General features: G+C 65.4%; 23 protein-coding genes. 13 read left to right on the top strand and 10 right to left on the bottom strand.

Annotated elements, in window-relative coordinates; all coding sequences use genetic code 11:
• The first annotated feature begins 58 nt into the window (after positions 1–58).
• From T31B1_RS09945 to T31B1_RS09930, 4 genes are all read left to right on the top strand, one after another.
• On the top strand, positions 59–259 hold the full coding sequence (locus T31B1_RS09945) for a CopZ family metallochaperone (RefSeq protein ID WP_353249327.1): 201 nt from the start codon (positions 59–61) through the stop codon (positions 257–259).
• Positions 259–561: a metal-sensitive transcriptional regulator gene (locus T31B1_RS09940; protein WP_353249326.1), complete on the top strand. Its 303-nt coding sequence runs from the start codon at positions 259–261 to the stop codon at positions 559–561. The genes T31B1_RS09945 and T31B1_RS09940 overlap by 1 nt, the downstream gene beginning before the upstream one ends.
• Before the next feature lie 17 nt (positions 562–578).
• Entirely contained in the window at positions 579–3,134 is a 2,556-nt protein-coding gene (locus T31B1_RS09935; protein WP_353249325.1) for a heavy metal translocating P-type ATPase, read from the top strand.
• Positions 3,135–3,258: 124 nt separating this feature from the next.
• Positions 3,259–3,915 (top strand): class II aldolase/adducin family protein, encoded by a 657-nt coding sequence (locus T31B1_RS09930; protein WP_353249324.1) that lies wholly within the window; start codon positions 3,259–3,261, stop codon positions 3,913–3,915.
• 39 nt (positions 3,916–3,954) lie between these two features.
• Here the strand turns inward: T31B1_RS09930 and T31B1_RS09925 are convergent, their stop codons facing one another.
• The 3 genes from T31B1_RS09925 to T31B1_RS09915 form a co-directional block, all read right to left on the bottom strand.
• Positions 3,955–4,698: a dienelactone hydrolase family protein gene (locus T31B1_RS09925; protein ID WP_353249323.1), complete on the bottom strand. Its 744-nt coding sequence runs from the start codon at positions 4,696–4,698 to the stop codon at positions 3,955–3,957.
• A 601-nt stretch (positions 4,699–5,299) separates the two neighbouring features.
• A complete protein-coding gene (locus T31B1_RS09920) occupies positions 5,300–6,577 on the bottom strand; it encodes an SLC13 family permease (RefSeq protein ID WP_353249322.1) in 1,278 nt (425 codons plus the stop codon).
• Positions 6,578–6,711: 134 nt separating this feature from the next.
• A complete protein-coding gene (locus tag T31B1_RS09915; RefSeq protein WP_353249321.1) occupies positions 6,712–7,782 on the bottom strand; it encodes a tartrate dehydrogenase in 1,071 nt (356 codons plus the stop codon).
• A 98-nt stretch (positions 7,783–7,880) separates the two neighbouring features.
• Here T31B1_RS09915 and T31B1_RS09910 point away from each other — a divergent pair, with 98 nt between their 5' ends.
• Entirely contained in the window at positions 7,881–8,798 is a 918-nt protein-coding gene (locus T31B1_RS09910) for a LysR family transcriptional regulator (protein ID WP_353249320.1), read from the top strand.
• Positions 8,799–8,831: 33 nt separating this feature from the next.
• Here the strand turns inward: T31B1_RS09910 and T31B1_RS09905 are convergent, their stop codons facing one another.
• Positions 8,832–9,617 (bottom strand): transglutaminase-like domain-containing protein, encoded by a 786-nt coding sequence (locus T31B1_RS09905; RefSeq protein WP_353249319.1) that lies wholly within the window; start codon positions 9,615–9,617, stop codon positions 8,832–8,834.
• A gap of 131 nt (positions 9,618–9,748) precedes the next feature.
• Positions 9,749–10,480 carry an aquaporin Z gene (aqpZ, locus tag T31B1_RS09900; RefSeq protein WP_353249318.1) on the bottom strand — a complete coding sequence of 244 codons (732 nt, stop codon included), beginning with the start codon at positions 10,478–10,480 and terminating at the stop codon, positions 9,749–9,751.
• 356 nt (positions 10,481–10,836) lie between these two features.
• Here aqpZ and T31B1_RS09895 point away from each other — a divergent pair, with 356 nt between their 5' ends.
• Positions 10,837–11,517 (top strand): helix-turn-helix transcriptional regulator, encoded by a 681-nt coding sequence (locus tag T31B1_RS09895; protein WP_353249317.1) that lies wholly within the window; start codon positions 10,837–10,839, stop codon positions 11,515–11,517.
• Between the two features lie 104 nt (positions 11,518–11,621).
• Here T31B1_RS09895 and dbpA read toward each other — a convergent pair whose 3' ends face one another.
• Positions 11,622–13,001, bottom strand: a complete 1,380-nt coding sequence (gene dbpA / locus T31B1_RS09890) for an ATP-dependent RNA helicase DbpA (protein ID WP_353249316.1) — start codon at positions 12,999–13,001, stop codon at positions 11,622–11,624.
• Positions 13,002–13,073: 72 nt separating this feature from the next.
• Positions 13,074–13,409: a hypothetical protein gene (locus tag T31B1_RS09885; protein WP_353249315.1), complete on the bottom strand. Its 336-nt coding sequence runs from the start codon at positions 13,407–13,409 to the stop codon at positions 13,074–13,076.
• Between the two features lie 648 nt (positions 13,410–14,057).
• Here T31B1_RS09885 and T31B1_RS09880 point away from each other — a divergent pair.
• Positions 14,058–14,489, top strand: coding sequence for an Ivy family c-type lysozyme inhibitor (locus T31B1_RS09880; RefSeq protein ID WP_353249314.1), 432 nt, complete (start codon positions 14,058–14,060; stop codon positions 14,487–14,489).
• 49 nt (positions 14,490–14,538) lie between these two features.
• On the opposite strand, the gene T31B1_RS09875 is transcribed toward T31B1_RS09880, so the two are convergent.
• Positions 14,539–15,006: an EF-hand domain-containing protein gene (locus T31B1_RS09875; RefSeq protein WP_353249313.1), complete on the bottom strand. Its 468-nt coding sequence runs from the start codon at positions 15,004–15,006 to the stop codon at positions 14,539–14,541.
• A gap of 217 nt (positions 15,007–15,223) precedes the next feature.
• Between T31B1_RS09875 and T31B1_RS09870 the strand changes: the two genes are divergently transcribed.
• The 4 genes from T31B1_RS09870 (at position 15,224) to T31B1_RS09855 (ending at position 19,679) form a co-directional block, all read left to right on the top strand.
• On the top strand, positions 15,224–15,814 hold the full coding sequence (locus T31B1_RS09870; protein WP_353249312.1) for an NADPH-dependent FMN reductase: 591 nt from the start codon (positions 15,224–15,226) through the stop codon (positions 15,812–15,814).
• A gap of 64 nt (positions 15,815–15,878) precedes the next feature.
• The gene (locus T31B1_RS09865) at positions 15,879–16,469 is read left to right on the top strand and encodes a hemerythrin domain-containing protein (protein ID WP_353249311.1); all 591 of its coding nucleotides are present in this window, start codon (positions 15,879–15,881) and stop codon (positions 16,467–16,469) included.
• 67 nt (positions 16,470–16,536) lie between these two features.
• Entirely contained in the window at positions 16,537–17,298 is a 762-nt protein-coding gene (locus tag T31B1_RS09860; RefSeq protein ID WP_353249310.1) for a sulfite exporter TauE/SafE family protein, read from the top strand.
• 38 nt (positions 17,299–17,336) lie between these two features.
• Positions 17,337–19,679, top strand: a complete 2,343-nt coding sequence (locus tag T31B1_RS09855; RefSeq protein ID WP_353249309.1) for an acyl-CoA dehydrogenase family protein — start codon at positions 17,337–17,339, stop codon at positions 19,677–19,679.
• Positions 19,680–19,792: 113 nt separating this feature from the next.
• Here the strand turns inward: T31B1_RS09855 and T31B1_RS09850 are convergent, their stop codons facing one another.
• Both T31B1_RS09850 and T31B1_RS09845 read right to left on the bottom strand, forming a co-directional pair.
• Entirely contained in the window at positions 19,793–20,623 is an 831-nt protein-coding gene (locus T31B1_RS09850) for an AraC family transcriptional regulator (RefSeq protein WP_353249308.1), read from the bottom strand.
• Entirely contained in the window at positions 20,620–21,228 is a 609-nt protein-coding gene (locus tag T31B1_RS09845) for a LysE family translocator (protein WP_353249307.1), read from the bottom strand. Before T31B1_RS09845 ends, T31B1_RS09850 begins: the two co-directional genes overlap by 4 nt.
• Positions 21,229–21,437: 209 nt before the next feature.
• On the opposite strand from T31B1_RS09845, the gene T31B1_RS09840 reads away from it, so the two are divergent.
• Together T31B1_RS09840 and T31B1_RS09835 are read left to right on the top strand one after the other, a co-directional pair.
• Positions 21,438–21,734, top strand: a complete 297-nt coding sequence (locus T31B1_RS09840) for a hypothetical protein (RefSeq protein WP_353249306.1) — start codon at positions 21,438–21,440, stop codon at positions 21,732–21,734.
• A 268-nt stretch (positions 21,735–22,002) separates the two neighbouring features.
• Positions 22,003–22,713: a TVP38/TMEM64 family protein gene (locus T31B1_RS09835; RefSeq protein ID WP_353249305.1), complete on the top strand. Its 711-nt coding sequence runs from the start codon at positions 22,003–22,005 to the stop codon at positions 22,711–22,713.
• Positions 22,714–22,732 lie beyond the last annotated feature (19 nt).

Below are 22,732 nucleotides of genomic sequence, written 5' to 3'. Positions count from 1 at the left end.
ACGATGTATAAACAGCCTACCCCACCCCCCAGGGGGTGGTGCAAACCGGGAGCCGACGATGACTACGATCCATATTCAGGGCATGAGCTGTCAGCATTGCGTGAAAGCGGTGGACCAGGCGCTCGCCAGTGTGGCCGGCGTAGAGCGGGTCGTACGGGTCGATCTCGATGCGGGGCTGGCCCAGGTCGAAGGCAGTGCCGAAACCGCTGAGCTGATCGCCGCCGTCGAAGACGAGGGTTATCAGGCGAGCGCCGCGTAATGGCAGCAGACGAACCGCGGCCCTGCGAACATCTGGCGATCGACGGCGCGATCCGTGACGACGCACGCGCCCGACTGCGCTCGATTCGCGGCCATGTCGACGGCATTCTGCGGATGCTCGATCGCGACGATGTGTACTGCGTGGACGCGCTCAAACAGATCAAGGCGGTCAACGGCGCGTTGGCCAAGACGGGCGATCTGATACTGCGCGGACATCTCAAGCACCATGTGACCACGGCCCACGAACGCGGCGACGAAGACGCGATCGTGGCCGAGCTCATGGACGTTCTCAAATACCGCTGAAAGGCGGGGAGGCCTTAATGGCCCAACAGACCGATACTGCCGAGCCACGCGTGGTGCGCTTTCGGATCGCGGGCATGACCTGCGGCGCCTGTGTGGCGCGTGTGGAGAAAAAACTCGCCGGCGTCGACGGCGTCACGGACGCGTCGGTCAACCTGACGACCGAGCGCGCGACGGTGTCGCTCGCGGCCGACCGGGGCGGTGTCTCGGAGCTGTTCGCCGCAGTCGAAAGCGCAGGCTACGAACCGGAGGCCGACATCGCCGAGTTCCGTGTCGACGGCATGACCTGCGGCGCCTGCGTGGCGCGCGTCGAAAAGAAGCTGGCACGGCTCGAGGGCGTGATTCGCGCGACCGTCAACCTGACCACCGAGCGGGCCCGGGTCGATTATCTGCCGGGCGCGCTGGATCAGGCCGATCTGTTCGATTGCGTGGCGGCCGCCGGTTATACGCCGATCGCGCTCGAAGCGACCGGCGGTGCCGGGCAGGACGCCCGCGGACCAAGCGAGACGGACCGGCTCAGGCGTGCGCTGATGTTTGCCGCGGCATTCACCGTGCCACTGTTTCTTGTCGCCATGGCCCCGATGATCCCCGGCGTGGCGAGCCTGATGCACGCGCTGATGCCCGCTCGAGGATGGAAAGTCGTCGAACTGCTGCTCGTGCTGCCCGTCCAGTTCTGGGCCGGCCGGCGTTTCTACACCTTGGGCTGGGGCGAACTGCGCCATGCCGCGCCCGCGATGAACAGCCTGGTGATGATCGGTTCCAATGCTGCATTCTGCTACTCGCTGGCTGCACTGGCCGTGCCGCAGGTCTTTCCCGGCAATACGGCGCATACCTATTTCGATGCCGCCGGCATGATCGTGACCCTCATTCTGCTGGGCCGGTATCTCGAGTCGCTGGCCAAGGGACGTACATCCCAGGCGGTCAAGGGTCTGATGCGTCTGCAGTCCAAGAAGGCCCGCGTTAAGCGTGACGGCGCTTGGGTCGAGATCGATGTGGACGAGGTCGCCGCGGACGATATCGTATCGGTACGCCCGGGCGAACGTGTGCCGGTGGACGGCGTCGTGGTCGCGGGCGATAGCTATGTCGACGAGTCGATGATCTCGGGCGAGCCGGCGCCGGTGGCCAAGTGCGAGGACGATAATGTGGTGGGTGCCACGGTCAACGGCAACGGCCACCTCGAGATCAGGGCAACGCGAGTCGGTGGTGACACCGTGCTGGCGCAGATCATCCGTATGGTCGAAGAGGCTCAGGCGGAAAAACCCGCCATCCAGGCGATCGCCGACCGTATCGCGGGCGTCTTCGTGCCCATTGTGATGACGATCTCGGTGCTGACCTTTATCGGCTGGATGGCGTTCGGTCCGAGCCCGGCGCTGGCGCTGGCCTTCGTGGCGGCGGTATCCGTGCTGCTGATCGCCTGTCCCTGTGCCATGGGCCTGGCGACGCCGACGGCGATCATGGTCGGCACCGGTCGCGGCGCTGCCATGGGGGTATTGTTCCGCCGCGGCAGCGCTATCGAGCAGCTCGCTGGCGTGGATACGGTCGTGTTCGACAAGACCGGCACACTCACCGACGGCGCACCGGCGCTGACCGATATCGAACCGGTCGGCGGATTCGAGCGCGCCACGGTACTCCGGCTGATGGCCGCGGTGGAAAATGCCAGCGAGCACCCGGTCGCACAGGCCATCGTCGACGCAGCGCGTGCACAGGGTCTGGAGCTGCCGGCCATTGACGGATTCGCGGCCCATACCGGCGAAGGCGTGGAAGCCCGCGTCGATGGCCATCGGGTTCAGATAGGTGCCGGCCGTTACATGCGCCGGCTCGGCATCGAGATCGATTCGCTCGAGAGGCGTTCCGACACACTGGCGCGGGCCGCCCGCACGCCGCTTTATGTCGCTGTCGACGGCGAACTCGCTGCCCTGATCGCGGTCGCCGACCCCGCTCGGGCCGAGGCGGCCGGGACCGTCGCGGTACTACACGATCTCGGGCTGGACGTGACCATGCTGACTGGCGACAACGCGGCGACGGCCCACGCCATCGCCGACGAATTGGGCATCGACGATGTGATCGCAGGGGTCCTGCCCGACGGTAAATCGCAGGAGATCAAGCGTCTCCAGCGCGACGATCAGAAGGTCGCCTTCGTGGGCGACGGCATCAACGATGCCCCCGCGCTGGCCCAGGCCGATGTCGGTGTCGCCGTGGGCAGCGGTACGGATATCGCCATCGAATCGGGCGATGTGGTGCTCATGCGCGCCGATCTGGCAGGCGTGGTGAACGCGATCGCGTTGTCGCGCCGGACCATGGCCACGATTCGCATGAATTTTCTCTGGGCATACGGCTACAACATTCTGCTCATTCCGCTGGCCGCGGGCGTGTTCTATCCCTGGACCGGTTGGTTGCTCAACCCGGCCTTCGCTGCAGGCGCGATGAGCGTGTCGAGTCTCTTCGTGCTGATTCACTCGCTGCGTCTGCGGCGATTCAAACCGATACTCGAGCCCACCGGCACGGACCGTCCGACCGAGCAGCATCCGCCGGCCGCCGGCGATCCATCGTCGGTCGATACGCGTTCGGCCGCCTGAGGCCGGCGCGACCGAACGCGGGCTCGTCCGCCGGCGAGCGGTTGGGCTGCCCGCAGCCGATCATGCTGGCCAATGTCGGCAGTCCGGCCCAGACTTGGCGCGAGCGATCCGAAAGAGAGCCACCATGTCGGAACAGGCGCTACGCAGCGCGATCATCGATTACGGACAGGCGCTGACCGCGCGCGGACTCAATCACGGCACCACCGGCAATATCGGCGTGCGTCACCGTGACGGGCTGCTCGTCACGCCGACCGGTATGGCGTTCGAGGCCCTGGAGCCTGCCGATATTGTATTTCTGCAGGCCAATGGTCGCTTTGAAGGGCGACGGGCGCCGACCAGCGAATGGCGTTTCCACCGCGACATACTCGCTGCCCGCGACGACGTGAACGCGGTTGTGCATACGCATTCGCCCTATGCCACGGCGTTGGCGATCCGGCGTGTCGAGATCCCGCCACTTCACTACATGATCGCCAAGGCCGGTGGGCCGACCATCCGCTGTGCGGCCTATGCCACCTTCGGTACGCGCGAGCTCTCGTCAGCCGTGCTGGACGCCTTGAGACAACGCCATGCCTGTCTGCTGGCCAATCACGGCATGATCGCTTGCGGCGTTACCCTGGAGGCCGCGTTTGCGCTTGCTGTCGAAGTCGAGGAACTGGCGCGCCTGTACGTGCTGACGCTGCAGACAGGCGGCCCGGTGCTTCTGGACGAAGCCGAGGTCGCGCGCGTGGTGGACAAGTTCAAGACCTATGGCGAGCCGACGCGTGGGCCCGAGGCCGATTGATGAATGTCTGCGTGCGGGTACGGCTGCCGTTCGCACCGCTCAGCCGAGCGTTTCTTCAAACAGGGTGAACAGCCGCTTGTAGTGAAGCGTGTCGGCCTCGGCGTTGTAGACCGGCGCGTCGGAGGCGGTATAGCCGTGGGCGGCGCCTTTGTACAACTCGGTCGTGAAGTGGACGCCGGCGGCCGCGAGCGCCGCATCCATACGCGCGATCTGGTCTGGTGGCAACAGTGCGTCGCCGTCTGCATGGCCGAAATACACGCGCCCGCGAATCCGGTCGACGATATGGACCGGGCTGTCGGCGGCGTCCTGTTCGGCCAGCCGCGCCGAATGAAATCCGGCCGCGGCAACGACGCGTTCCGGATGCCAGGCGGCCATACGCAGCGCGAAGGCACCGGTCATACAGTAGCCCACCACGCCGACGCCGCCGTCGGCGAATTCAGTTTCGGCGTCGATACACGCCAGCAGTGCCTCGAAATCCTCGGCCTGGGCTTGGGGCGTCAGACGACCGGCATATTCGAATAGCCTCGGACGAACGTCGGCGTCTCGGAACGACTGGCCGTCGGGCACCGCCGGGCCGGTGACATCGCGATGATAGACGTTGGGCATAAGTACCGCATAGCCGGCATCAGCCACTGCCTGCGCCTTGTCATGGTAGCAAGGGCGCAGCCCGCCGATATCGGTGAGCAGCACGACGGCCGGCCGCGGCGTATCGCCGCCCGCGGGTGTGAAGATATGGGCATCGATACGCCCCGTATCCGTGATGATATCGATCGCTCGGCTCATGGTTCGCTCCGGAAAGCCCGAATGGCAAGTTCAGCCGTTCTACCGCGGTCAAGCGGTACAGGCAACTCGCCGGACAGGCTCAGCGACTTGGTCCGGCCTCGAACAAGAGGGCGTGCCGGGATCGTACTCAGGCGAACCGACATGGACGAGCTGACAGCAGGCGATCGCCGGTTCCTCGGTCACCCCGCCATTCGCTAGCGATGTCTCAGACAGCCTTGCTCGCGAATGTCTTCGCGATCTTTTTGGCCACCGAGGAGCGCGACGATCGGCCCGGCCGGCGTGCAGGCCCGTCCGCGCGTGACCCACTGGGACCGCTTATGGGCCGAAGGATGCGGCTCGCGGTAGCGGCGGCCCTACATCGGGATACCGCCGCTGACCCACCTCGCGAGAGTCGGCCGATTGCGTGCCAGCCGATTCAGAAGAGAGCCGGCCGGGGCGCTTGCATCACGCAAAGGCGGTCTCGCGCTGATTCTCGACGAGGTTCGAGCCACTCGGCACCGTCCATCGATAACCCGCCAGCCACCACCGGCGTATTGCCGATTCCGTAATTCGCCGCTCGGCGCCGCTGTCGTCATGCAGGCCCGGCCCGCGTATCGGCGGATCAGGGGGCCGCCGGGAAGAACGGCCAGATCATTGGCAGCAGGATCACGCATACCAGATAACCCATGAGGATCAACGGCCAGCCGGCTTTGACATAGTCGTTGAAACGATAGCCGCCCAGGCCGAGCACCATGGTGTTCGCCGGCATGCCCAGGGGTGTAGCGAACGCGCACGAACCGCCGATACATACGGCCATGAGCACGGCGCTCGGGTCCGCGCCCAGGCCGACCGCGATCGCGCCGCCGATTGGCGCGAGCAGGGCGGTGGTAGCCGTGTTGGACATGAACTGCGACAAGCCCGCCGAGATCACGAACAGTACGCTCAGCAGCACACGGGGAGACGGCGCTTCGCCGAGCCAGTCGACCACGCTTTCGGCCAGCAGACGCCCGAGCCCGGTCTGCTGCATGGCGGTGGCCATGGGCAGCATGCCGGCGAACAGAAAGATCACCCGAGCATCGATCGCACGCAGCGCCTTGGATTCGGACATCACGCCGACCACGATCAGCAGCAGCGCGCCGACCACGCCGATGACGTGCATGCCCAGGCCCACATAGGACTTGAACACCATCGCCAGCACCGTGGCGGCCAGTACGCCCAGCGCCAGATACTGTTTCCAGGGTGCGGCCGGCTGAATATCGTCGGAAAACGCGCCGTCGTCGGCGACTTCATGGTCCGGCAGCAGCTTGTAGCCGAAGGACAGGAAATATGCCAGCGCGACCACCATCATGGGCAGGCCGATCAGCGCATAGGAGAAAAAGCCGAAATGGGCGGCGCCATCGGTCATCTTCGTGAGTGTGCTGTCGACGATGAGATTGCCCGGAGCGCCGATCAACGACAGGTTGCCGCCCATGGCCGAGGCGAAGGCCAGCGGCATGAGCAGGCGCGAACGCCGCATCCCGGAACGGCTGGCAATTCCCAGAACGGCCGGGATCATGACCGCCGCTGTCCCGGTGTTGGACAGAAAGCCCGACATGAGTGCGACCACGATCATCACCCCGGCCAGCAGTTGGCGTTCGGTCTTGGCGAAATGGGTGACCAGACCACCGATACGATTGGCCATGCCCGTTTCGAACAGCGCGCCGCCGATCACGAACATCGCACAGAACAGGATGACGTTATGGTTGACGAACCCCTGAAACGCCTGTTCCGGGGTGAGTATGCGGGTCACCACCAGACTGATGAGCACGCCCAGCGCAGTGACTGCCAGCGGCAGCAGCTCGGTGACGAACAGCACCACGGCGATCAACAGGATCGCCAGCGTAATCAGGGCGCCGGACATGGCTATCTCCTCTTTATTCGCCGGTCGCGCACCGTGTTCCGGCGCTTATCGGTGTACTCACGCGCCGCCTGGCCGATCGTGCGGCGGCTCAGGCGTGGTAGCGCGGGTTCGGCCGCGCGCAGGTTGCCTCAGGCTCAGTCGTCGGCCGTTCTATCGATCTCGGCGCAGACCGCTTCGGTGATCTGGGCCGTACTCGCGTCGCCGCCCAGATCGCGCGCCAGCAGCCCTGCGCCGGTGACCGTCTCGATCGCATCCATCAAGCGGCGCGCGGCGGTGGTTTCTCCCAGATGCTCAAGCATCATCACGGCGGTCCAGAAGGCGCCGACCGGGTTGGCGATGCCCTGGCCGGCGATATCGAACGCCGAGCCATGGATAGGCTCGAACATCGAGGGGAAATCGCCGGACGGATTCAGATTGGCGGTGGGTGCGATGCCGAGGCTGCCCGACAGGGCGGCGGCCAGATCGGAGATGATGTCGGCATGCAGGTTGGTCGCGACCACGGTGTCGATGGTCTCGGGCTTGAGCACCATGCGTGTGGTGACCGCATCCACCAGTTCGCGCTGGATCTGGACGTCCGGAAACTCGGTGGCGACTTCGAAGAAGACTTCGTCCCAGAGAACCATGCCGTGTCGCTGGGCGTTCGACTTGGTCACCAGCAGCAGCTTCTTGCGTGGCCGGGACGCGGCCAGTTCAAAGGCAAAGCGATGGATCCGTTCGACACCCTCGCGCGAAAATACCGAGACCTCGGTGCCGATTTCGTTGGGCAGTCCACGATGAACCCGGCCACCGTTGCCGGAGTACTCGCCTTCACTGTTTTCGCGCACGATGGCCCAGTCGATCTTCTCGGCGCCGGACAAACGGCTGGATACGCCGGGCAGCACGCGCGCCGGGCGCAGGTTGGCGTACTGATCGAACCCCTGGCAGATCGCCAGGCGAAGATCCCAGAGCGAGACATGATCCGGGACGTCCTGACTGCCCACGGCACCGAAATAGATCGCATCGAAGGTTCTGAGTTCGTCCAGGCCGCCCTCGGGAATATAGCGGCCCTGTTCGAGATAGCGCTTCGAACTCCAGTCGAAATCCGTGAAGTCGAAACGGAGCGCGCCGGAGCTGTCGGCCAGTCGGGCGAGGACCGTCTTGCCGGCCTCGATGACCTCCAGGCCGATACCGTCTCCAGGCATCACGGCGATCTTGTGCGTTCTCATGCTGGCTGCCGATAGGGAACAGGCCGACGAGGCTAGGCCCGCGGCCCCATGGCGACAACGAGCGGCGATTCATTTAAGTTTCAACTCGGAGGTTGAAAATGGATACGCTCAAGGATCTGAAGTTCTACATTCTTCTTTGTCGTGAAGGCAGCCTGTCGGCTGCGGCGCGCAAGCTCGACGTCAGCCCGGCAGCGACCAGCAAGCGGCTGGCAGCGATGGAGAAACGTCTCGGTGTGCAGTTGCTCAACCGGCATACCCGCGCAATGAGCCTGACCGCGGAAGGCGAACTCTATCTCCAGGAGGCCCAGTTGATCGCCGCTCGCCTGGAGCATCTGGCCGAACGGCTCGACCCGCATCGCGGCGAAATCCGCGGTGCGCTGCGCATCAACGCGTCGCTGGGTTTCGGGCGCAAATATCTTGCGGCCGTGGTCTCGGCGTTCGTACGGCGCTACCCGGCGATCACCGTCGAGATGCATCTGTCGGATCACCCGGTCGATCTTGTGGCGCTATCGTTTGATATCGGTATTCGCTTCGGCGAATTGCCCGATTCGACGCTGCATGCCCGCAAGATCGCCAATCATCGGCGTCTGTTGTGTGCCGCCCCGGCCTATATCGAGCACGCCGGTACGCCGCGGCGCCCGGAGGATCTGACCCGTCACAATTGTCTGATCTTGCGCCAGAACGAAGAGGCGCACGGCATATGGACATTCCAGCGCGACGACGAGCGGCTGGCGGTCAAGGTTGCCGGCAACCTCAGTGCCAACGACGGCGAAAGCGTCGTGGCCTGGGCCCTGGACGGGCACGGGATCGTGCAGCGGGCCGCCTGGGAGGTCGAGCCTTATCTGCGCAGCGGCGAACTCGTGGAAATTCTGTCGCGGTTCGCGCTGCCCCAGGCCGATATCAGCGCGGTCTATCACTACCAGCATTTCGTACCGCCCAAGGTACGCGCGTTCATCGATTTCTTCGCCGCCCATGTCGAGACCGCGACCCTGCCCAGCGGCCCGACGCCGCTCTGAACGGGACCGGGCGTCGGCTGCGCGCGCCGTTCGCTAGTCGAGTCGTTCGACCGTGACCTGCTGTGACGTCCGGTTGGCGGGCGGGCCGAACTGGTTGAAGATCGCCACATCCGCGGCATCCCGCCCGTATCCGATTGCAACATACCCCCCCGCGGATCCGGGCTGGGTCGCATCGAAGGTGTACCAGCGCCCGCCGACATAAGCCTCGAACCAGGCATGCATATCCATGGGCGCCAGCGCGTGCAGATAGCCGACCACCAGCCGCGCCGGAATACTCAGCCCGCGGCATAGCGCAATGCCCAGGTGCGATAGGTCGCGACAGACACCGGCCTGGCGGAGATTGACGTCCACGGCCGAGATCGGCACATCGCTGCTACCCGGCACGTAGCGGATACGATGGCGCAGCCAGGCAGCGATTGCAGCCACCTGGTCGTAGCCGAGTGTATGTCCCGCGGCGATTTCGGCTGCCATCTGCCCGAACCGGTCGGACTCGCAGTAGCGGCTGGGCAACAGATAGATGAGTACGTCGTCGGGCAACGACTCGATGTCCACGAAGGGCGCGCCGGGCGCCGTATCGACGCGCTCGACGACCTGGACATCGGCACTGGTGACGATCGTGAAATCGTCCGCCGGTGCGGTCAGCCGCTGACAGAGGTTGCCATAGCTGTCGGTGAACTCGCAGGCGTGCACATACGGCTCGAGCCGGTATTCCTCACGGCCGACCCATTGCTCGGCGCCGCCATGCGGACGCAGCATGAGAATCAGCGGCGTGGCGACGGCAAAATCGAAGGTCAGCTCGCAGCGGGTGCGCAGCCACATGGACAACTTCCTTCGCCGGGATGAACAACGCCAACAAGCGGCCACAGACCCGCCGGCAAATCGGGCAGGTGCGCCCCCCGACTATCCGCCGTGCGGCGACCGGCGTCCAGTACCCGTTCGCCCCGTAACGCTCAGATTGGCAGGCCGGTGACCGGTGGCGCCGGTGGATCGCCGGCCACGGCGCGGTACGCCACGCCCGCCAGCAGCGCGCCGACAATCGGCGCGATCCAGAACAGCCACAGTTGTTGCAAGGCCAGTCCGCCCATCAGCAGGGCCGGGCCGGTACTACGCGCCGGATTGACCGAGGTATTGGTGATCGGAATGCTGATCAGATGAATCAGGGTCAGAGCCAGGCCGATGGCCAGCGGTGCGAATCCCGACGGCGAGCGGGTATCGGTCGCGCCCAGGATGACCATCACGAAGCCGAACGTCAGAACCACCTCCGTGATCAGTCCGGAGAGCATATCGTAGCCGCCGGGCGAACCGGGCCCATAGCCATTGGCGGCCAGCCCGTCGTTGGCCAGCAGGAAATCCGGTCGACCGCCGGCGATCTTGAGCAGCAGCAGGCTGGCGAACAGTGCGCCGAGCACCTGGGCCAGGGCATACAGCCCGATATCATGGATCGGAAAGCGCCCGCCCGACCACAACCCGATCGTCACCGCCGGGTTCAGATGGCAGCCCGAGATATGGCCGATCGAATAGGCCATGGTCAATACGGTCAGACCAAAGGCCAGGCTGACGCCCAGCAGCCCGATGCCGACCCCGGGAAACGCCGCGGCGATGACGGCGCTGCCGCAGCCACCGAACACCAGCCAGAACGTGCCGAAGAATTCCGCGAACAGGCGCTTGGGCAGCGTGACCATGGATTCAACCTCGGGTGCAGTTCAGCCGATGAACGAGCCGGGGCTGGCTGTGCACGGTCGCACCGATCGATCGCCTCGAAACCGAGGCCGGCGACCGGCGACGACGCCAGCTCTGGTAGCCAGCCGCTTGGCGCCACGCGGCAGCTGGTTACCGAGGTTCGAACGGTGATCCATACGGGCGGCCCCCGGTGGAAACTCATGTGCCAAGACTAGGACGCCCGAGAGCATGACGCATGGGCAGACACGGCCCATGGCCGCGAACGACGCACGTTGTGGAACGGGCTGTATCAGCCTAATATCGGGTCTGGTGGCGTAATCGGAGCGACGCGGCCTGATCCGGGCCGCGGAGGCACGCGATGAACAGGCCGATCGTCCAGGACAAGGTGGCCCACCCGCGATCGGCCAGCAGCTGGCTGGCCGCACTCGATCGGCTCGGCGTGCCGCTGCTGCTCTACGACAGCCAAGCGCGCGAGCGCTACCGCAGTGCGGGGATGGACCGGCTGCTCGCCGACGAGCCGTCGCCGCAGAGGGTACTGCAAGCCGTGTGTAGTGCGGCTGCCCGCGCTCTGACCGAAGGGTTCCCGGCTAGGCAAGCCGAACAATGTCTGACCGGTTCGATCGACGCTGGCGCTGGAGACAGGCGCCGCGGCGTCGCCCTCTACCGGATCCGCGTGGCGTCAATCGGTCGCTCGAGAACGCGCCCAACACAGCAGGACCGATCTGCCGTGCTCGTGTGCGTCGACCGTCGGCGCGGACCCTTGCCCGATGATATCTGGTGGCGCGAGCGCTTCGGCCTGACAGGGCGCGAAGCCGAAGTGGCCCGCCTACTCATCCGCCGGCGCAGCAATCGGGAGATCGCTGCACTGTTGGGTATCAGCGTTCATACCGCCCGTCACCATACCGAGCACGTACTGGACAAACTGGCCATCGTCCGACGAGTGGATGTCGGTGCCGTACTGGAGACCGGTATGGGTGGGGGCGCGCTCGCCGAGCCCATGCCGGCCCGCCGTGCGGCGAGGCCTGTTTCCGCCGGCTAGCGCCGGATGCATTCCTTGATCCGGTGAACCGGGCAAAACCGTTGCCGCGAGAGCGCCGCACTCGCCGCGGCCCCGATGCGTTCGCGACAGCGTGGCGGCCGGCCTCAGCGCTCGCCTACGATACTGATCCGCAGTCGGCGACGTTTGATACCGTGCTTGTGCAGGCGGGCCAGGGCCGTGCGTGCGTGCTCTTGATCGATCGCCACGTAGCTGCGGTTGGCCTGAATATCGATTCGGCCAACGGCCGAGCCGGGCAGGCCGGCGTCACCGGTCAGCGCGCCGAGCAGATCGCCGGGCCGCAGCTTGTCACGGCGCCCACCTTCGATTCGAAGTGTCACCCAGGGCGCCGGCGCGGGTCGAGTCGATGGCATCCGCTCGACGCCGATGCGCTCGGGCTGACGATTGAGTGATTGGGCGATGCGATCGGCGCGCTCGCGCTCGTCCGTGCCGCACAGAATGATCGCCCGGCCCGAGGAACCGGCCCGTCCGGTACGACCGATACGATGCGTATGCGTCTCGGCGTCGCGGGCCACGTCGAAGCTGATCACCAAAGGCAGGTCGGTGATGTCCAGGCCCCGGGCCGCGACATCGGTCGCGACCAGCACGCGACAGCTGCCATGGCCGAAGCGGATCAGAACCTCGTCGCGCTCACGCTGGTCGCGGTCGCCATGCAATGCCAGCGCAGAAAAACCGCGACGGGACAGGTCGGCGGTCACGCGATCGGTGGCCGCGCGGGTGTTGCAGAACACCAGTGCGCGCCCGTCGTCGCGGGCCGCGCCAAGCAGTCCGACCAGCGCGGTGAGCTTGTCGTGCGCCCCGACGTCGCAGCGCTGTTCGCGGATGTCGGGTCGGTCGGTGGGAGCATCGGCGATTGCATCGACAGGGTCGTGCTGAAGGCGTGCCGAGGCCCGACGAATCGGCTCTGGCCAGGTGGCCGAGAACATCAATGTCTGTCGCTGCGTCGGCAGATACGCAACGATCGCGTCGATATCCTTGTCAAAACCCATCTCCAGCATGCGATCGGCCTCGTCGAGCACGAGGGTGCGCAGGGTATCGACTGCCAGATGGCCATTGCGAAGATGAGCCAGGAGCCGGCCGGGCGTTGCCACCACGATATGCGGTGGGTGCTCGAGCGAGCTGCGCTGATGGCGAATGGGCGTGCCGCCGCACAGAGTCAGCACCTTGACGTTCGACAGATGCATCGCCAGCTGGCGGACAGCGCCGGCCACCTGATCGGCCAGTTCTCGTGTCGGACAGACGATGAGTGCCTGCAGCCCGGTCCGTTCCGGCGCAAGTGACTGCAATACACCCAGCCCGAACACGACCGTCTTTCCGCTGCCGGTAGCGGCTTGTGCGATCACGTCCCGGCGCGCAAGTACGCACGGCAATGCCGCGGCCTGGATAGGAGTGGGTGTCTGGTAGCCGCGCGCAGCAAGCGCATCGAGGAGCGGGGCAGACAGCGCGAAGCTGGAAAATGCGTTCATGCGACATGATCGCATGTACACCGCCGATCGGCCGTGCGGCCGACCGGCTGCAATCCCACGAGCGGGGCGGTACTACATGTCGTTATCGTTTTCGTCGTCGCGCAGCGTTTCGTGGCGGCTCTCGTCCTTACTCTCATCGTAAATGACCGGCGACTGGCCCTTGTAACCACCCGCAGCGTCTTTCTTGACCGGCGACTGCACCTCATAACCGCGCCGCTGGGCCTCATAGCCGCCGGCCGCGCCGGCGCCGGCAGCAGCTGCAATACAACCCTGGAGTGCGGCACATCCGACCAGCACGGCGGCAAACACGGCAACACGAATCGGATCACGCATGATGTTCTCTTGATGGTAAATACACCGGACCCTGATTATATCGCGCGACCTGTCGCGTCGCTGAACGTCGAGCATGCAGATCGCGATTCCCACATCGGCCTATTGATTGAGCCGCTATATATCGGGGTGCTAGGCGAACACGTAACGTGGCGGCGCACCGCCAGCCCGAATACGGGCGCGTGTGAACGCTGTCGGAGTCGTTCTAGAAAATGGTCGAAGCCTAGGGTGGATGGGAAAGGATTTCGCGCCGTTCGGACGGTCCACGTACGGGTGGGTTGGCAGACGCTCGGCTGCCGACGGGGGTCGAGTTCGATCCAGTCGGTGGCCAGCGCCTCGCTTGAGTTTGCGCCCCGTCGTGAAGCCCTGTGGCTGGACATACGACAAACCCGTCGCCGGGCCGTTGTACACGCCATCCCGAGCACCTGGGCCGTGCATGCTCGGATAAAGACGATGCGGGAATGCAGGGCCCTGGCGCGCGTTAGCCCGTCGAGAAGCATGCAGCGCGCATAGCCGGGCAGGGTATCGGCCGGCGCGTCGTACGGCTGTATCGCCATGCTTGGCGCGGGCTCGGAGTTGGCCCGACGGCGTATGCCGGCCTGCGCACCGGCCCGAACCCGATCGCCGCGCGGCCGGTTTGCCTGCAGAGATGGCCGGCGTTAACGTCTTGCAGCCGATCGTGTCTCGTTCGCCGGATCTGCCGGCTCACCAACCGCTGGATCGTTCATGCGTGTACTGCTTTTTTCCTGTCTGCTTTTCGGTGTGCTGGCCCAGGGTGTGGGCACGGCGGTGGCCGACGATACCGTCTACCCGAGCGCGCTTCTGGCCGACCGTCCGGCACTCGCCGATCAGTACAAGACGCTCATTGAGCCGATCGTCTCTGACCATCCGTGGATCGCCGCCGGCGGCACCGAAGTGCCCGTGGGCGATATCACCCTGGACGGCAGCGACTATCTGGTGCTGTCGTCGTGCAAGCCGCATGCGTGCGACGCCCAGACGATCGTGACGCTGATGCGGCCCGGTCAGACCAAGGCCGTGGGCGCGTTCACCGTCAACCGCGGCGACAAGGGCCTCGGGCCTGCCGAATCGACGGTGACCTGGCTGGGTGAGCCGGATCGCAGCGAACGACGCTTCATGGCGGCCTTTCTTTTCCGCTGAGCGCGCACATGAGACGGCCGAATGGCGACGCCGCGCCGGCCGGTCGTGATCACTCCGGCTTAGGCGGACGCGGCATCGCTGCGCGCATTTCGTCGCGCGTGACCTGGCCGTCCCCGTTCGTATCGAGCGCGTCGAACAGCGGATCGGCCGCGTCACGATATTCGCTCGCCGACAGCTGGCCGTCATCGTCCGCGTCCATATCCTCGAACCAGGGGCGAAGCATCGCCTCGAGCTGGGTTTGGTTGCTGTCGGCGTCCGCATGCGGCACGCCGGGCGCGCGATCGGCAAAGGTCGCAAAGTCGATCCGGCCATCACCGTCGTTGTCCATTCGCTCGAAGTTGCGCGCCTGCGCGCTACGGGCCTCCGCGCGGCTGATCTGGCCGTCGCTATTGGTATCTTCCGGGCCGAGCGGCGCCTGCGCATGGCCCGGTATCGCGGCGACCAGGCAAAGGGCGCCGAGCATCGTTCGAAACACGGGCCGGCGACCGGCAGTGGTCGCTCGGGATCGGATGATCATGCAGGCTCCTGTGATGGACGGATGGCGGCGCCGCGGCCGACGCCTGCGCGCGCCTCGATCATACAGGCTGGGCAGACGCGCGGCCGCTGCGCTCGTATCGAGTCCGTGGGATTCGCGGATGGGTCTCGGCCGCGTCGACGTCGAGCGAAAACTGTGCGACAAACAGCGCTCTGGCAAGTTGGCTACAAGGCCGTATCGAAGGCCGTCGGAGTGATACATGGCTGATCGTATCCTGGTGTTCTACGGTTCCTACCGGCACGACCGGGCCGGTATCCGCCTGGCTGACTATGCCGTGGCGTGTCTGTCTTCGGTCGGGTTCGACGCCGAACTGATCGATGCTCGCGAGGTCGATCTGCCCATGCTCGATCGGATGTACAAGGAATATGAGAACGGGCAGGCCCCGGTCGCCATGGAACAGCTCGCCGCGAAGATTCGCTCTGCCGACGGGTTTGTGTTCGTCGCGGGAGAATACAACTGGGGCATGCAACCAGGGCTCAAGAACCTGGCCGATCATTTCCTGGAAGAATGGTTCTGGCGCCCGGCCGGCATCATCAGCTACTCGGCCGGGCGTCTGGCCGGCGCAAGAGCGAGCCTGGCCTGGCATGGCACGTTGTCCGAGATGGGCATGGTGGTGGTGTCGAGCACGGTCAGCGTCGGAGCCATTGGCCAGACGCTGGATGCCGACGGCCGGCCTGTCGGCGAGGCCGGACAAGCGCTCGAGCGCTCCTTTGCCCGGTTTGCCGAGGATCTCGGCTGGTGGGTGGAGGCCGGGCGCTGCCAGCGCGAACGACGCCGGCCGCCGTTTTGAACGTGGGCGTGCTGTGCAATCCGGGCGACGCGCCGGTGCTTGCCCAACCCAAGGGGATCGGCGCATGACCGCGGCGGATATCCCGCCCGGGCTGCGTCTGCCGGACCGGCAGGGCCTGCCATCCACAGTGGCGTTCTTGCGTGCAACCCACCCGCCCTCGAGCTGGCGATCCCACCGCGACTTCGGCGAACTCGCTGCGTTCTGGCTCGATATCCACGCCGGACTGCGGGCCCAGGGGCGAGCCCTGGCCAAATTGACCACGGACTTTCGCGAAGGCGGGTTGGATACTGCCGGGTTCACACGGCAATTCGGCCCGCGTCTGAACGATTATCTGGCGCATCTGGAAGGTCACCACCGAATCGAGGACAAGCACTACTTCCCACGGTTCCGGCAGCTGGATACACGCATGATTCGAGGCTTCGATCTGCTGGAAAACGATCACGAGATCATTCATGCGTCGGTCGTCATGACAGTGGATCGGGCGCGTGCGCTGGTCGTCGAGCTCAACCGCGGGGCGGACATGGCGCAGCGCGCCGCCGATGCCTATGCCGACGCCTCGGATCGCCTGCTGCGCCTGCTCGAGCGCCATCTGGCCGACGAAGAGGAACTCGTCGTTCCGGCGATCCTCGAGCATACCGAGCGGCCTGTGCTTTGAGCCGGCTCTGGTTATTCGTCCCAGGCGGCGGGCGTCCGACCCGGGCCGCCGGATGATAGAGACGACGATGCTACTGGCTGCTGCGCTGGTGGTCGGCATGTCGAAGGGCGGGCTGGCCTCGGCCGCGGCGATCGCGGTGCCGCTGCTGGCGCTTTTCATGGATCCGATCCAGGCGGCCGCGCTGCTGTTGCCGGTCTATATCGTCACCGACTGGGTTGCAGTATGGCTCTACCGGCGCGACTTCTCTGCGTCGAACCTGAAGATCCTCGTGCCGGCGATGCTGGTCGGCATCGCCGTGGCAACGGTGGTTACGCCCTATACGCCGGAGAGTCTGCTGCTGATCGCCACCGGCCTGATCGGCCTGTGGTACTGCATGCGCACTTGGCTCGGTCCCGGCACGGTCGAGGCGGTGCCGGCCCGGGCCGGGCCCGGCGTGTTCTGGGGCACGATCACCGGTATAACCAGTTTCATCACCCACTCGGGTGGTCCGCCTGTACAGGCTTATCTTCTGCCGCAGCGGCTGCCCAAGCTCGAATTCGCCGGCACCATCGCCATTGCTTTTGCCATCGGCAACCTGGCCAAGCTGCCCGCCTACTGGCATCTCGGCAAGCTGGACAACCTGAGCTGGCACCTCACGCTGACGCTCGCGGCCACGGGCATTCTGGGCACCGGGGTCGGACGCTGGATTGCCGGCGTGCTCTCCGAGACGACCTATCGCCGGATGATCGAGATCATGCTGCTGATCCTGTCGTGCGTGCTGCTGGCCAAAGGCGCCTGGATGGCGTTCGAATCGATCCGCGATGCATCGGCCAGCGCTACGCTCTGGTAGAAAGAAGATCTGTCCGACTCATGACACAAGAGGCCGATATGACACGCCGTCTCGAATCGCTTGTTTCCAGCAGCGCGCTGGCGCCGCTGATGCCGGTGCTCTATATCGCCTGGGCCGATGGAGGCCTGGCCGAGGCCGAATGCACACGCATCCGTGAGATCGCCGATGCCCTGCCGGCACTGGACGATGCCGACCACCAGACCCTGACAGAATGGCTGACGCCCGACTCACCGCCACGGGTCGACGAAATGGCGCATCTGCGTCGTCGTATCCGTGAAAGGGTCAAGAACCGGCAACCGAGTCTGGCCGCCATGAGCGCTGCGCTGCACGCCGGCCGCGACCCCGGCTTGGCCGAGGCTGTCGATGCCTACGCGCGCGAACACAGCGTCAGCGGGGTGGGGGTGTCGGCCGAGATATTTCAGGATGCCGGCGAACCGGTGGAGATGGGTTTCGACGAGATACCGGCGCCATTCAATCCGAGCGCAATCCAGGCGGTGCTGGAAGGTGACTATGCCCGGCAATGGGACGATGTCCGCAAGGTGCTCGCCCACGACATCTTCGTCTACGCCGACAACGAGACCGACGAAACAAAACGCGCCCGGGTACTACGCTGGCTCGAACATCTGGCCGAACACCGCGATATCGCGACTGCCGCGCTGCCGCCCAGTGTCGGTGGCCAGGGCGATATGGCCGGCTTCATTCACGTGTTCACGGCCCTGGCGATGTTCGATCTGTCGCTGGTGGTGAAATTCGGTGTTCAGTTCGGTCTGTTCGGCGGCAGCATCATCTTTCTCGGCAACGAAGCCCATCACAAACGCTATCTGCCCGACGTCGCGTCGCTGGCCCTGCTCGGTGGGTTCGCCATGACCGAGTCGGGGCACGGTTCGAACGTCCAGGAGCTCGAGACGACCGCCAGCTACGACGCCGAGCGCCAGGAATTCGTGATCGATACGCCGAGCGTATCGGCCCGCAAGGAATGGATCGGCAATGCAGCCCGCGACGGCCATGCCGCGACCGTATTCGCCCAGCTCAAGACCGGCGGCGAAAGCTACGGGGTGCATGCTTTCGTGGTGCCGATCCGCGATGAGAACGGCGCGCCCATGCCTGGCGTGCGCATCGAGGACTGTGGCAACAAGATGGGGCTCAACGGCGTCGACAACGGCCGGCTGTATTTCGACGGCGTGCGTATCCCTCGCGAAAACCTGCTCGACCGCTATGGCCAGGTTGCGCCCGACGGCACGTACGACAGTCCGATCGCCAACGACAACAAACGCTTTTTCGTCACCCTCGGTACGCTGGTGGGCGGGCGGATCAGCGTGGCCTCGGCCTGTGTCACGGCCGCCAAGAAGTCACTCACGATCGCTACGCGTTATGCCACGCTGCGTCGCCAGTTCGGCGGCGAGGCCGGCGGCGAGCTTCGTATCCTGGATTATCGAACACACCAGGTACGCCTGTTCCCCAAGATCGCCCATACCTACGCGCTGCATTTCGCAGTCGAGGATCTCGTTGACCGGTTCAAGCACCGTACCGAGGACACGGCGCGCGAAGTCGAGACACTCGCCGCCGGACTCAAGGCCATGGCGTCTTGGAACGCGATCGATGCCAGTCAGCAGGCGCGTGAATGCTGCGGTGGGCTGGGTTTTCTGTCGGAGAACCAGATCGCCAACATTCGGCGCGATATCGACGTGTTCGCCACCTTCGAAGGCGACAACATCGTGTTGCTCAACCTCGTGGCCAAGAACCGGCTGGCGCGGTATGCCAAGAGCTTCGAACAGGACCTGGTCATGACCATCGCCCGCGAACTGGCCGCGCGAGCACGCACCGAGCTGCTGGAGGCGAATCCGGTCATCGTTCGCAAGACCGATGAAGATCATCTGCGCGATGTCGAATTCCATCTCGAGGTGCTCAAGCTGCGCGCCCACAACCTGCTGGTCTCCGCTGCACGGCGGCTGCGCAAGCGCATCAGCGACGGCATGGATGCCTACCTGGCCTTCACCGATGTCCAGGATCATGTCATGGCCTTTGCGCGCGCGGAGATGGACCACCACATCGCCTCATGCTTCGCCGCGGTAATCGAACGCCAGCCGCCGGGTGCCTCGCGCGACGCGCTGGAGACTATGCGTGAGCTGGCGGTACTCGATACGCTCCATGCCGATGCCGGCTGGTACCTGGAAAACGGCTATTTCAGTGCGTCGAAGAGCAAGGCGATCCGCAAACTCCGGCTCAGGCTGCTCGAACAGATCCGACCCGATGCCCTGGCCTATGTTCAGGCCTTCGCCATTCCCGACGAATTGCTGTCGGCCCCGATCGCGTTCCCTGACTATATCGGCCGCGCGCCGCTCAAGCGGGACACGGGCAGCGAGCCGTCACCGGCGACCTGAGGTCGCATCGGACATTCCCCGTCGCCGACCCATCGGGCTGGCTGGGCCCGCCACCAGCGGCTCGGGGACGGTCGGCGGCGCGGATTCGGCCACTCGCTGTCGCGGCACGCGGGTCAGCTGTGTTGCGCTTCGCGCCGGCGCGCGGCGATCAGCGCAGCCCATCGCCCGGGCGTGATACCGAAGGCGTCGGAAAACTGCCGGGTCATGTGACTCTGGTCGGCAAACCCGGCTTCGAAGGCGGCGGCGGCCGGTCGCACCCCGCGTTCCAGCTGGCGGCGCGCGTGGGCGAGCCGGCGCATGGTCAGATAGCGATACGGGCTGGTGCCGTACAGAAGCCGGAAATCCCGTGACAGGCGCCACCGGTTCTGGCCGCTCACGCCTTCCAGCTCGGCCAGTGTGACACCGCGGTCGGCCGCGGTGTCCAGGTAATCACGGGCGCGTTCGGCGGCCGGATAATCGATATGCCGCGGCGTCGGCGGGTGCGGGCCGTATCGACACAAGGCCCGGGTCAGGTCGAACAGTGCGTCATCCTCCTCGAATCCCTCGAACGGGGCCTGGACATGGCGCAACAGGCGGCCGACCGCTCGGCCCAGTGCCGCATCGCGCACGATCCCGCCCGGGACGAACGGTAGCGGCTGGCCGCCGAGAATGTCCTGAATCAGTGTCGGCGGTACATAGAGCATGCGATAGCGAAAACCCGATGCCGAGCCGGCATGGCCGTCGTGAAGCTCGTCCGGATGCACGACGATGGTATGCCCGGGCGTGCTGCTGCGCAGGGCGCCGCGATAGTGAAAGCTCTGCACGCCGGACAAGGTGAGTCCGATCGCGTAGGTATCATGCCGGTGCGGGTTGAACGCATGGCCGCCGAAATAGGCTTCGAGTCGCTCGAACCGAGTACCTTGCGTATGGACGAACCAGTCGCTATCGCGGGTCTTGCTGTTCATGCGGGATACACCGCGCCGGTCAGGAAAAAATCATAGACGATCGAACAGGCCACCAGCACCAGCAGGACCGCCATGATCCGGTTGAGCCGGCCGAGCATCCGTTTGTCCCTCCAGCGTCGACCGACGGCGGTACCGAACAGCGCATACGCCGCCGGCGCGCCGACCGCCCCGATCGATATGAGAGCGACGACCACGACCAGCGCGGACCCGTGGATAGCGGCCGCCGGAAGCATCAGAGTGGTTACCGGCAGAATCACCACGAGCCCCTTTGGGTTGAGCAATTGCAGCAGATAGCCATCGCGCACACGCAGGCGAACCCGGGCGCTACACGGCGTGTCTGGGCAGACCGGCGCCCGGAACATCCGGTATGCCAGATAAAGAATATATCCGCTGCCCGCCAGCGCGATATAGGGCAGGATCGCATCGTTCACGACGGCGCTTCCGAGCGTGCCGAGCACGACGAAACCGGTAAACATCGCCGCCCCGACACCGGCCGCGTAACCTGCCAGCGTGAGACCCTGGCGCTGTACGCCGCCGTTGAAGGCCAGGAGATTCACCGGCCCCGGCGAATACATTACACAGAAGGTATAGATCACGATCTCCATGAATCGATTCGCTCGCTGTACGGGAGACAGGCCCCGATGATCGCCGCCGGGGCCGCAGGCCGTCTTGAACGATCGTGCAGGCGCCGCGCACACCACCGTGCTGCGCGGCGGCGTACGACGGATTGTTCGATTTGGTGCTGGTGTGGTGTTTCCGAGGGGTCGGTTTGACTCGCCGGCGCTACCCGCGAACGCCCGACGGGCGGTATTTCGTGGCCCGCAATCGTCTATGGCGCTGTACCGATCCTTCGCTCGACGAGACCGAGCGCACTCGGCTGGTCAAACAGCTGATGGACGCTCGGCGCGCGGTCAAGCACGCCGAGACCGAGGCACAACGACGAAGGGCACGCGGGCAGGTCGACCAGGCCAAGATCGGCCTGGGCGAACGCGGGCCGGTGTGGTGGTCGGATGGCGCCGAGGACGAATCCCGTCGAAAACCCGACAACACTCGCTATGCACAGTGGTGGGCGGACCTGCCCGAGGCGCAGCGCCGGGCCGGCGAGTCCTGATATGCGCGGGACTTTGTCTTCGCCTGTCGCCAGATCCCGCCGTCGCCGCATGCGGCGGCCGGGCGCGTCGTGTACTACCTGCCTGTTCGATGGCTGTCGCCGCGGGCTCGAACGGCGCTGGCGCCCAGTGGGCGATACGCCTACAGACGTGGCGGCTCGTGACCCGTATGCTCACGCTCCACTCCGGTTCCTGCGACGGCGTTGTCCAGCGCCATAGCGCCGGTCGATGCATCCAACCGATGCCTGCTTACTCGTCAAGGAACGTACTGTGTCGCCCAAACAACTGATGCGTATCGGGTTGCTTTTGCTCGTGCTCGCGGTATTCGTGCTCGGCACGACGGTATTCGATCTGGGTCAGTTGTTCCGAGATACCCGTGCCTGGTTCGAATCGCTCGGCTGGGCCGGCCCGGTGATCTTTGCGCTGATCTACGGCGTGCTTGGCGCACTGGCCGCGCCGACCGGTCTCATCGAGCTGATCGCCGGCGCGATCTTCGGGTTTTCGATTGCCGCGGCCGCCGTGCTGGCAGGCGCGCTGATGGCGGCCAATATCGGTTTTGCCTGTGGGCGCTGGCTGGCCCGGGACTGGGTATCGAACAAGATGGCCGGTAACCGTACTGCCGAACAGATCGAAGCAGCGGTCGAACAGCGCGGCTTCTGGATCACGGTTCTGATCCGCTTGTCGCCGGCGGTCCCGTTCAATCTGACCAGCTACGTTCTGGGGGCCAGCACTCTGCGGTGGGTGACGTTCCTGATGGCCTCGCTGCTGGGCATGCTCCCGATCAAGCTGTTTCTGGTCTGGATTGGGGCCAGCGGTCAAAAGCTGCTGGGCGCGACCGAGCCGTCCGCCTGGGGCGTCAACGAATGGCTTCTCTACGGCGGCGGTCTGGTGGCCACGTTGCTGGTGGTGGTATTGATCGGCTGGACGATCGCCCGTACCAGCCGGCGCGTGCTGCGCGAAGCCGAGCATCGGAAGCGCTAGGGCGCGGTCTCCATGAGCT

Source organism: Salinisphaera sp. T31B1, assembly GCF_040361275.1.
Taxonomy (GTDB): domain Bacteria; phylum Pseudomonadota; class Gammaproteobacteria; order Nevskiales; family Salinisphaeraceae; genus Salinisphaera.
The sequence above is the reverse complement of the archived record's forward strand: the minus strand, read 5'-3'. Positions and strand labels throughout refer to the sequence as shown.

What these genes read in the sequence shown, in the direction of transcription:
- T31B1_RS09945 (WP_353249327.1), top strand. Translation starts at nt 59, where the DNA reads ATGACTACGATCCATATTCAGGGCATGAGCTGTCAGCATTGCGTGAAA.
- T31B1_RS09940 (WP_353249326.1), top strand. Translation starts at nt 259, where the DNA reads ATGGCAGCAGACGAACCGCGGCCCTGCGAACATCTGGCGATCGACGGC.
- T31B1_RS09935 (WP_353249325.1), top strand. Translation starts at nt 579, where the DNA reads ATGGCCCAACAGACCGATACTGCCGAGCCACGCGTGGTGCGCTTTCGG.
- T31B1_RS09930 (WP_353249324.1), top strand. Translation starts at nt 3,259, where the DNA reads ATGTCGGAACAGGCGCTACGCAGCGCGATCATCGATTACGGACAGGCG.
- T31B1_RS09925 (WP_353249323.1), bottom strand. Translation starts at nt 4,698, where the DNA reads ATGAGCCGAGCGATCGATATCATCACGGATACGGGGCGTATCGATGCC.
- T31B1_RS09920 (WP_353249322.1), bottom strand. Translation starts at nt 6,577, where the DNA reads ATGTCCGGCGCCCTGATTACGCTGGCGATCCTGTTGATCGCCGTGGTG.
- T31B1_RS09915 (WP_353249321.1), bottom strand. Translation starts at nt 7,782, where the DNA reads ATGAGAACGCACAAGATCGCCGTGATGCCTGGAGACGGTATCGGCCTG.
- T31B1_RS09910 (WP_353249320.1), top strand. Translation starts at nt 7,881, where the DNA reads ATGGATACGCTCAAGGATCTGAAGTTCTACATTCTTCTTTGTCGTGAA.
- T31B1_RS09905 (WP_353249319.1), bottom strand. Translation starts at nt 9,617, where the DNA reads ATGTGGCTGCGCACCCGCTGCGAGCTGACCTTCGATTTTGCCGTCGCC.
- aqpZ (WP_353249318.1), bottom strand. Translation starts at nt 10,480, where the DNA reads ATGGTCACGCTGCCCAAGCGCCTGTTCGCGGAATTCTTCGGCACGTTC.
- T31B1_RS09895 (WP_353249317.1), top strand. Translation starts at nt 10,837, where the DNA reads ATGAACAGGCCGATCGTCCAGGACAAGGTGGCCCACCCGCGATCGGCC.
- dbpA (WP_353249316.1), bottom strand. Translation starts at nt 13,001, where the DNA reads ATGAACGCATTTTCCAGCTTCGCGCTGTCTGCCCCGCTCCTCGATGCG.
- T31B1_RS09885 (WP_353249315.1), bottom strand. Translation starts at nt 13,409, where the DNA reads ATGCTCGACGTTCAGCGACGCGACAGGTCGCGCGATATAATCAGGGTC.
- T31B1_RS09880 (WP_353249314.1), top strand. Translation starts at nt 14,058, where the DNA reads ATGCGTGTACTGCTTTTTTCCTGTCTGCTTTTCGGTGTGCTGGCCCAG.
- T31B1_RS09875 (WP_353249313.1), bottom strand. Translation starts at nt 15,006, where the DNA reads ATGATCATCCGATCCCGAGCGACCACTGCCGGTCGCCGGCCCGTGTTT.
- T31B1_RS09870 (WP_353249312.1), top strand. Translation starts at nt 15,224, where the DNA reads ATGGCTGATCGTATCCTGGTGTTCTACGGTTCCTACCGGCACGACCGG.
- T31B1_RS09865 (WP_353249311.1), top strand. Translation starts at nt 15,879, where the DNA reads ATGACCGCGGCGGATATCCCGCCCGGGCTGCGTCTGCCGGACCGGCAG.
- T31B1_RS09860 (WP_353249310.1), top strand. Translation starts at nt 16,537, where the DNA reads ATGCTACTGGCTGCTGCGCTGGTGGTCGGCATGTCGAAGGGCGGGCTG.
- T31B1_RS09855 (WP_353249309.1), top strand. Translation starts at nt 17,337, where the DNA reads ATGACACGCCGTCTCGAATCGCTTGTTTCCAGCAGCGCGCTGGCGCCG.
- T31B1_RS09850 (WP_353249308.1), bottom strand. Translation starts at nt 20,623, where the DNA reads ATGAACAGCAAGACCCGCGATAGCGACTGGTTCGTCCATACGCAAGGT.
- T31B1_RS09845 (WP_353249307.1), bottom strand. Translation starts at nt 21,228, where the DNA reads ATGGAGATCGTGATCTATACCTTCTGTGTAATGTATTCGCCGGGGCCG.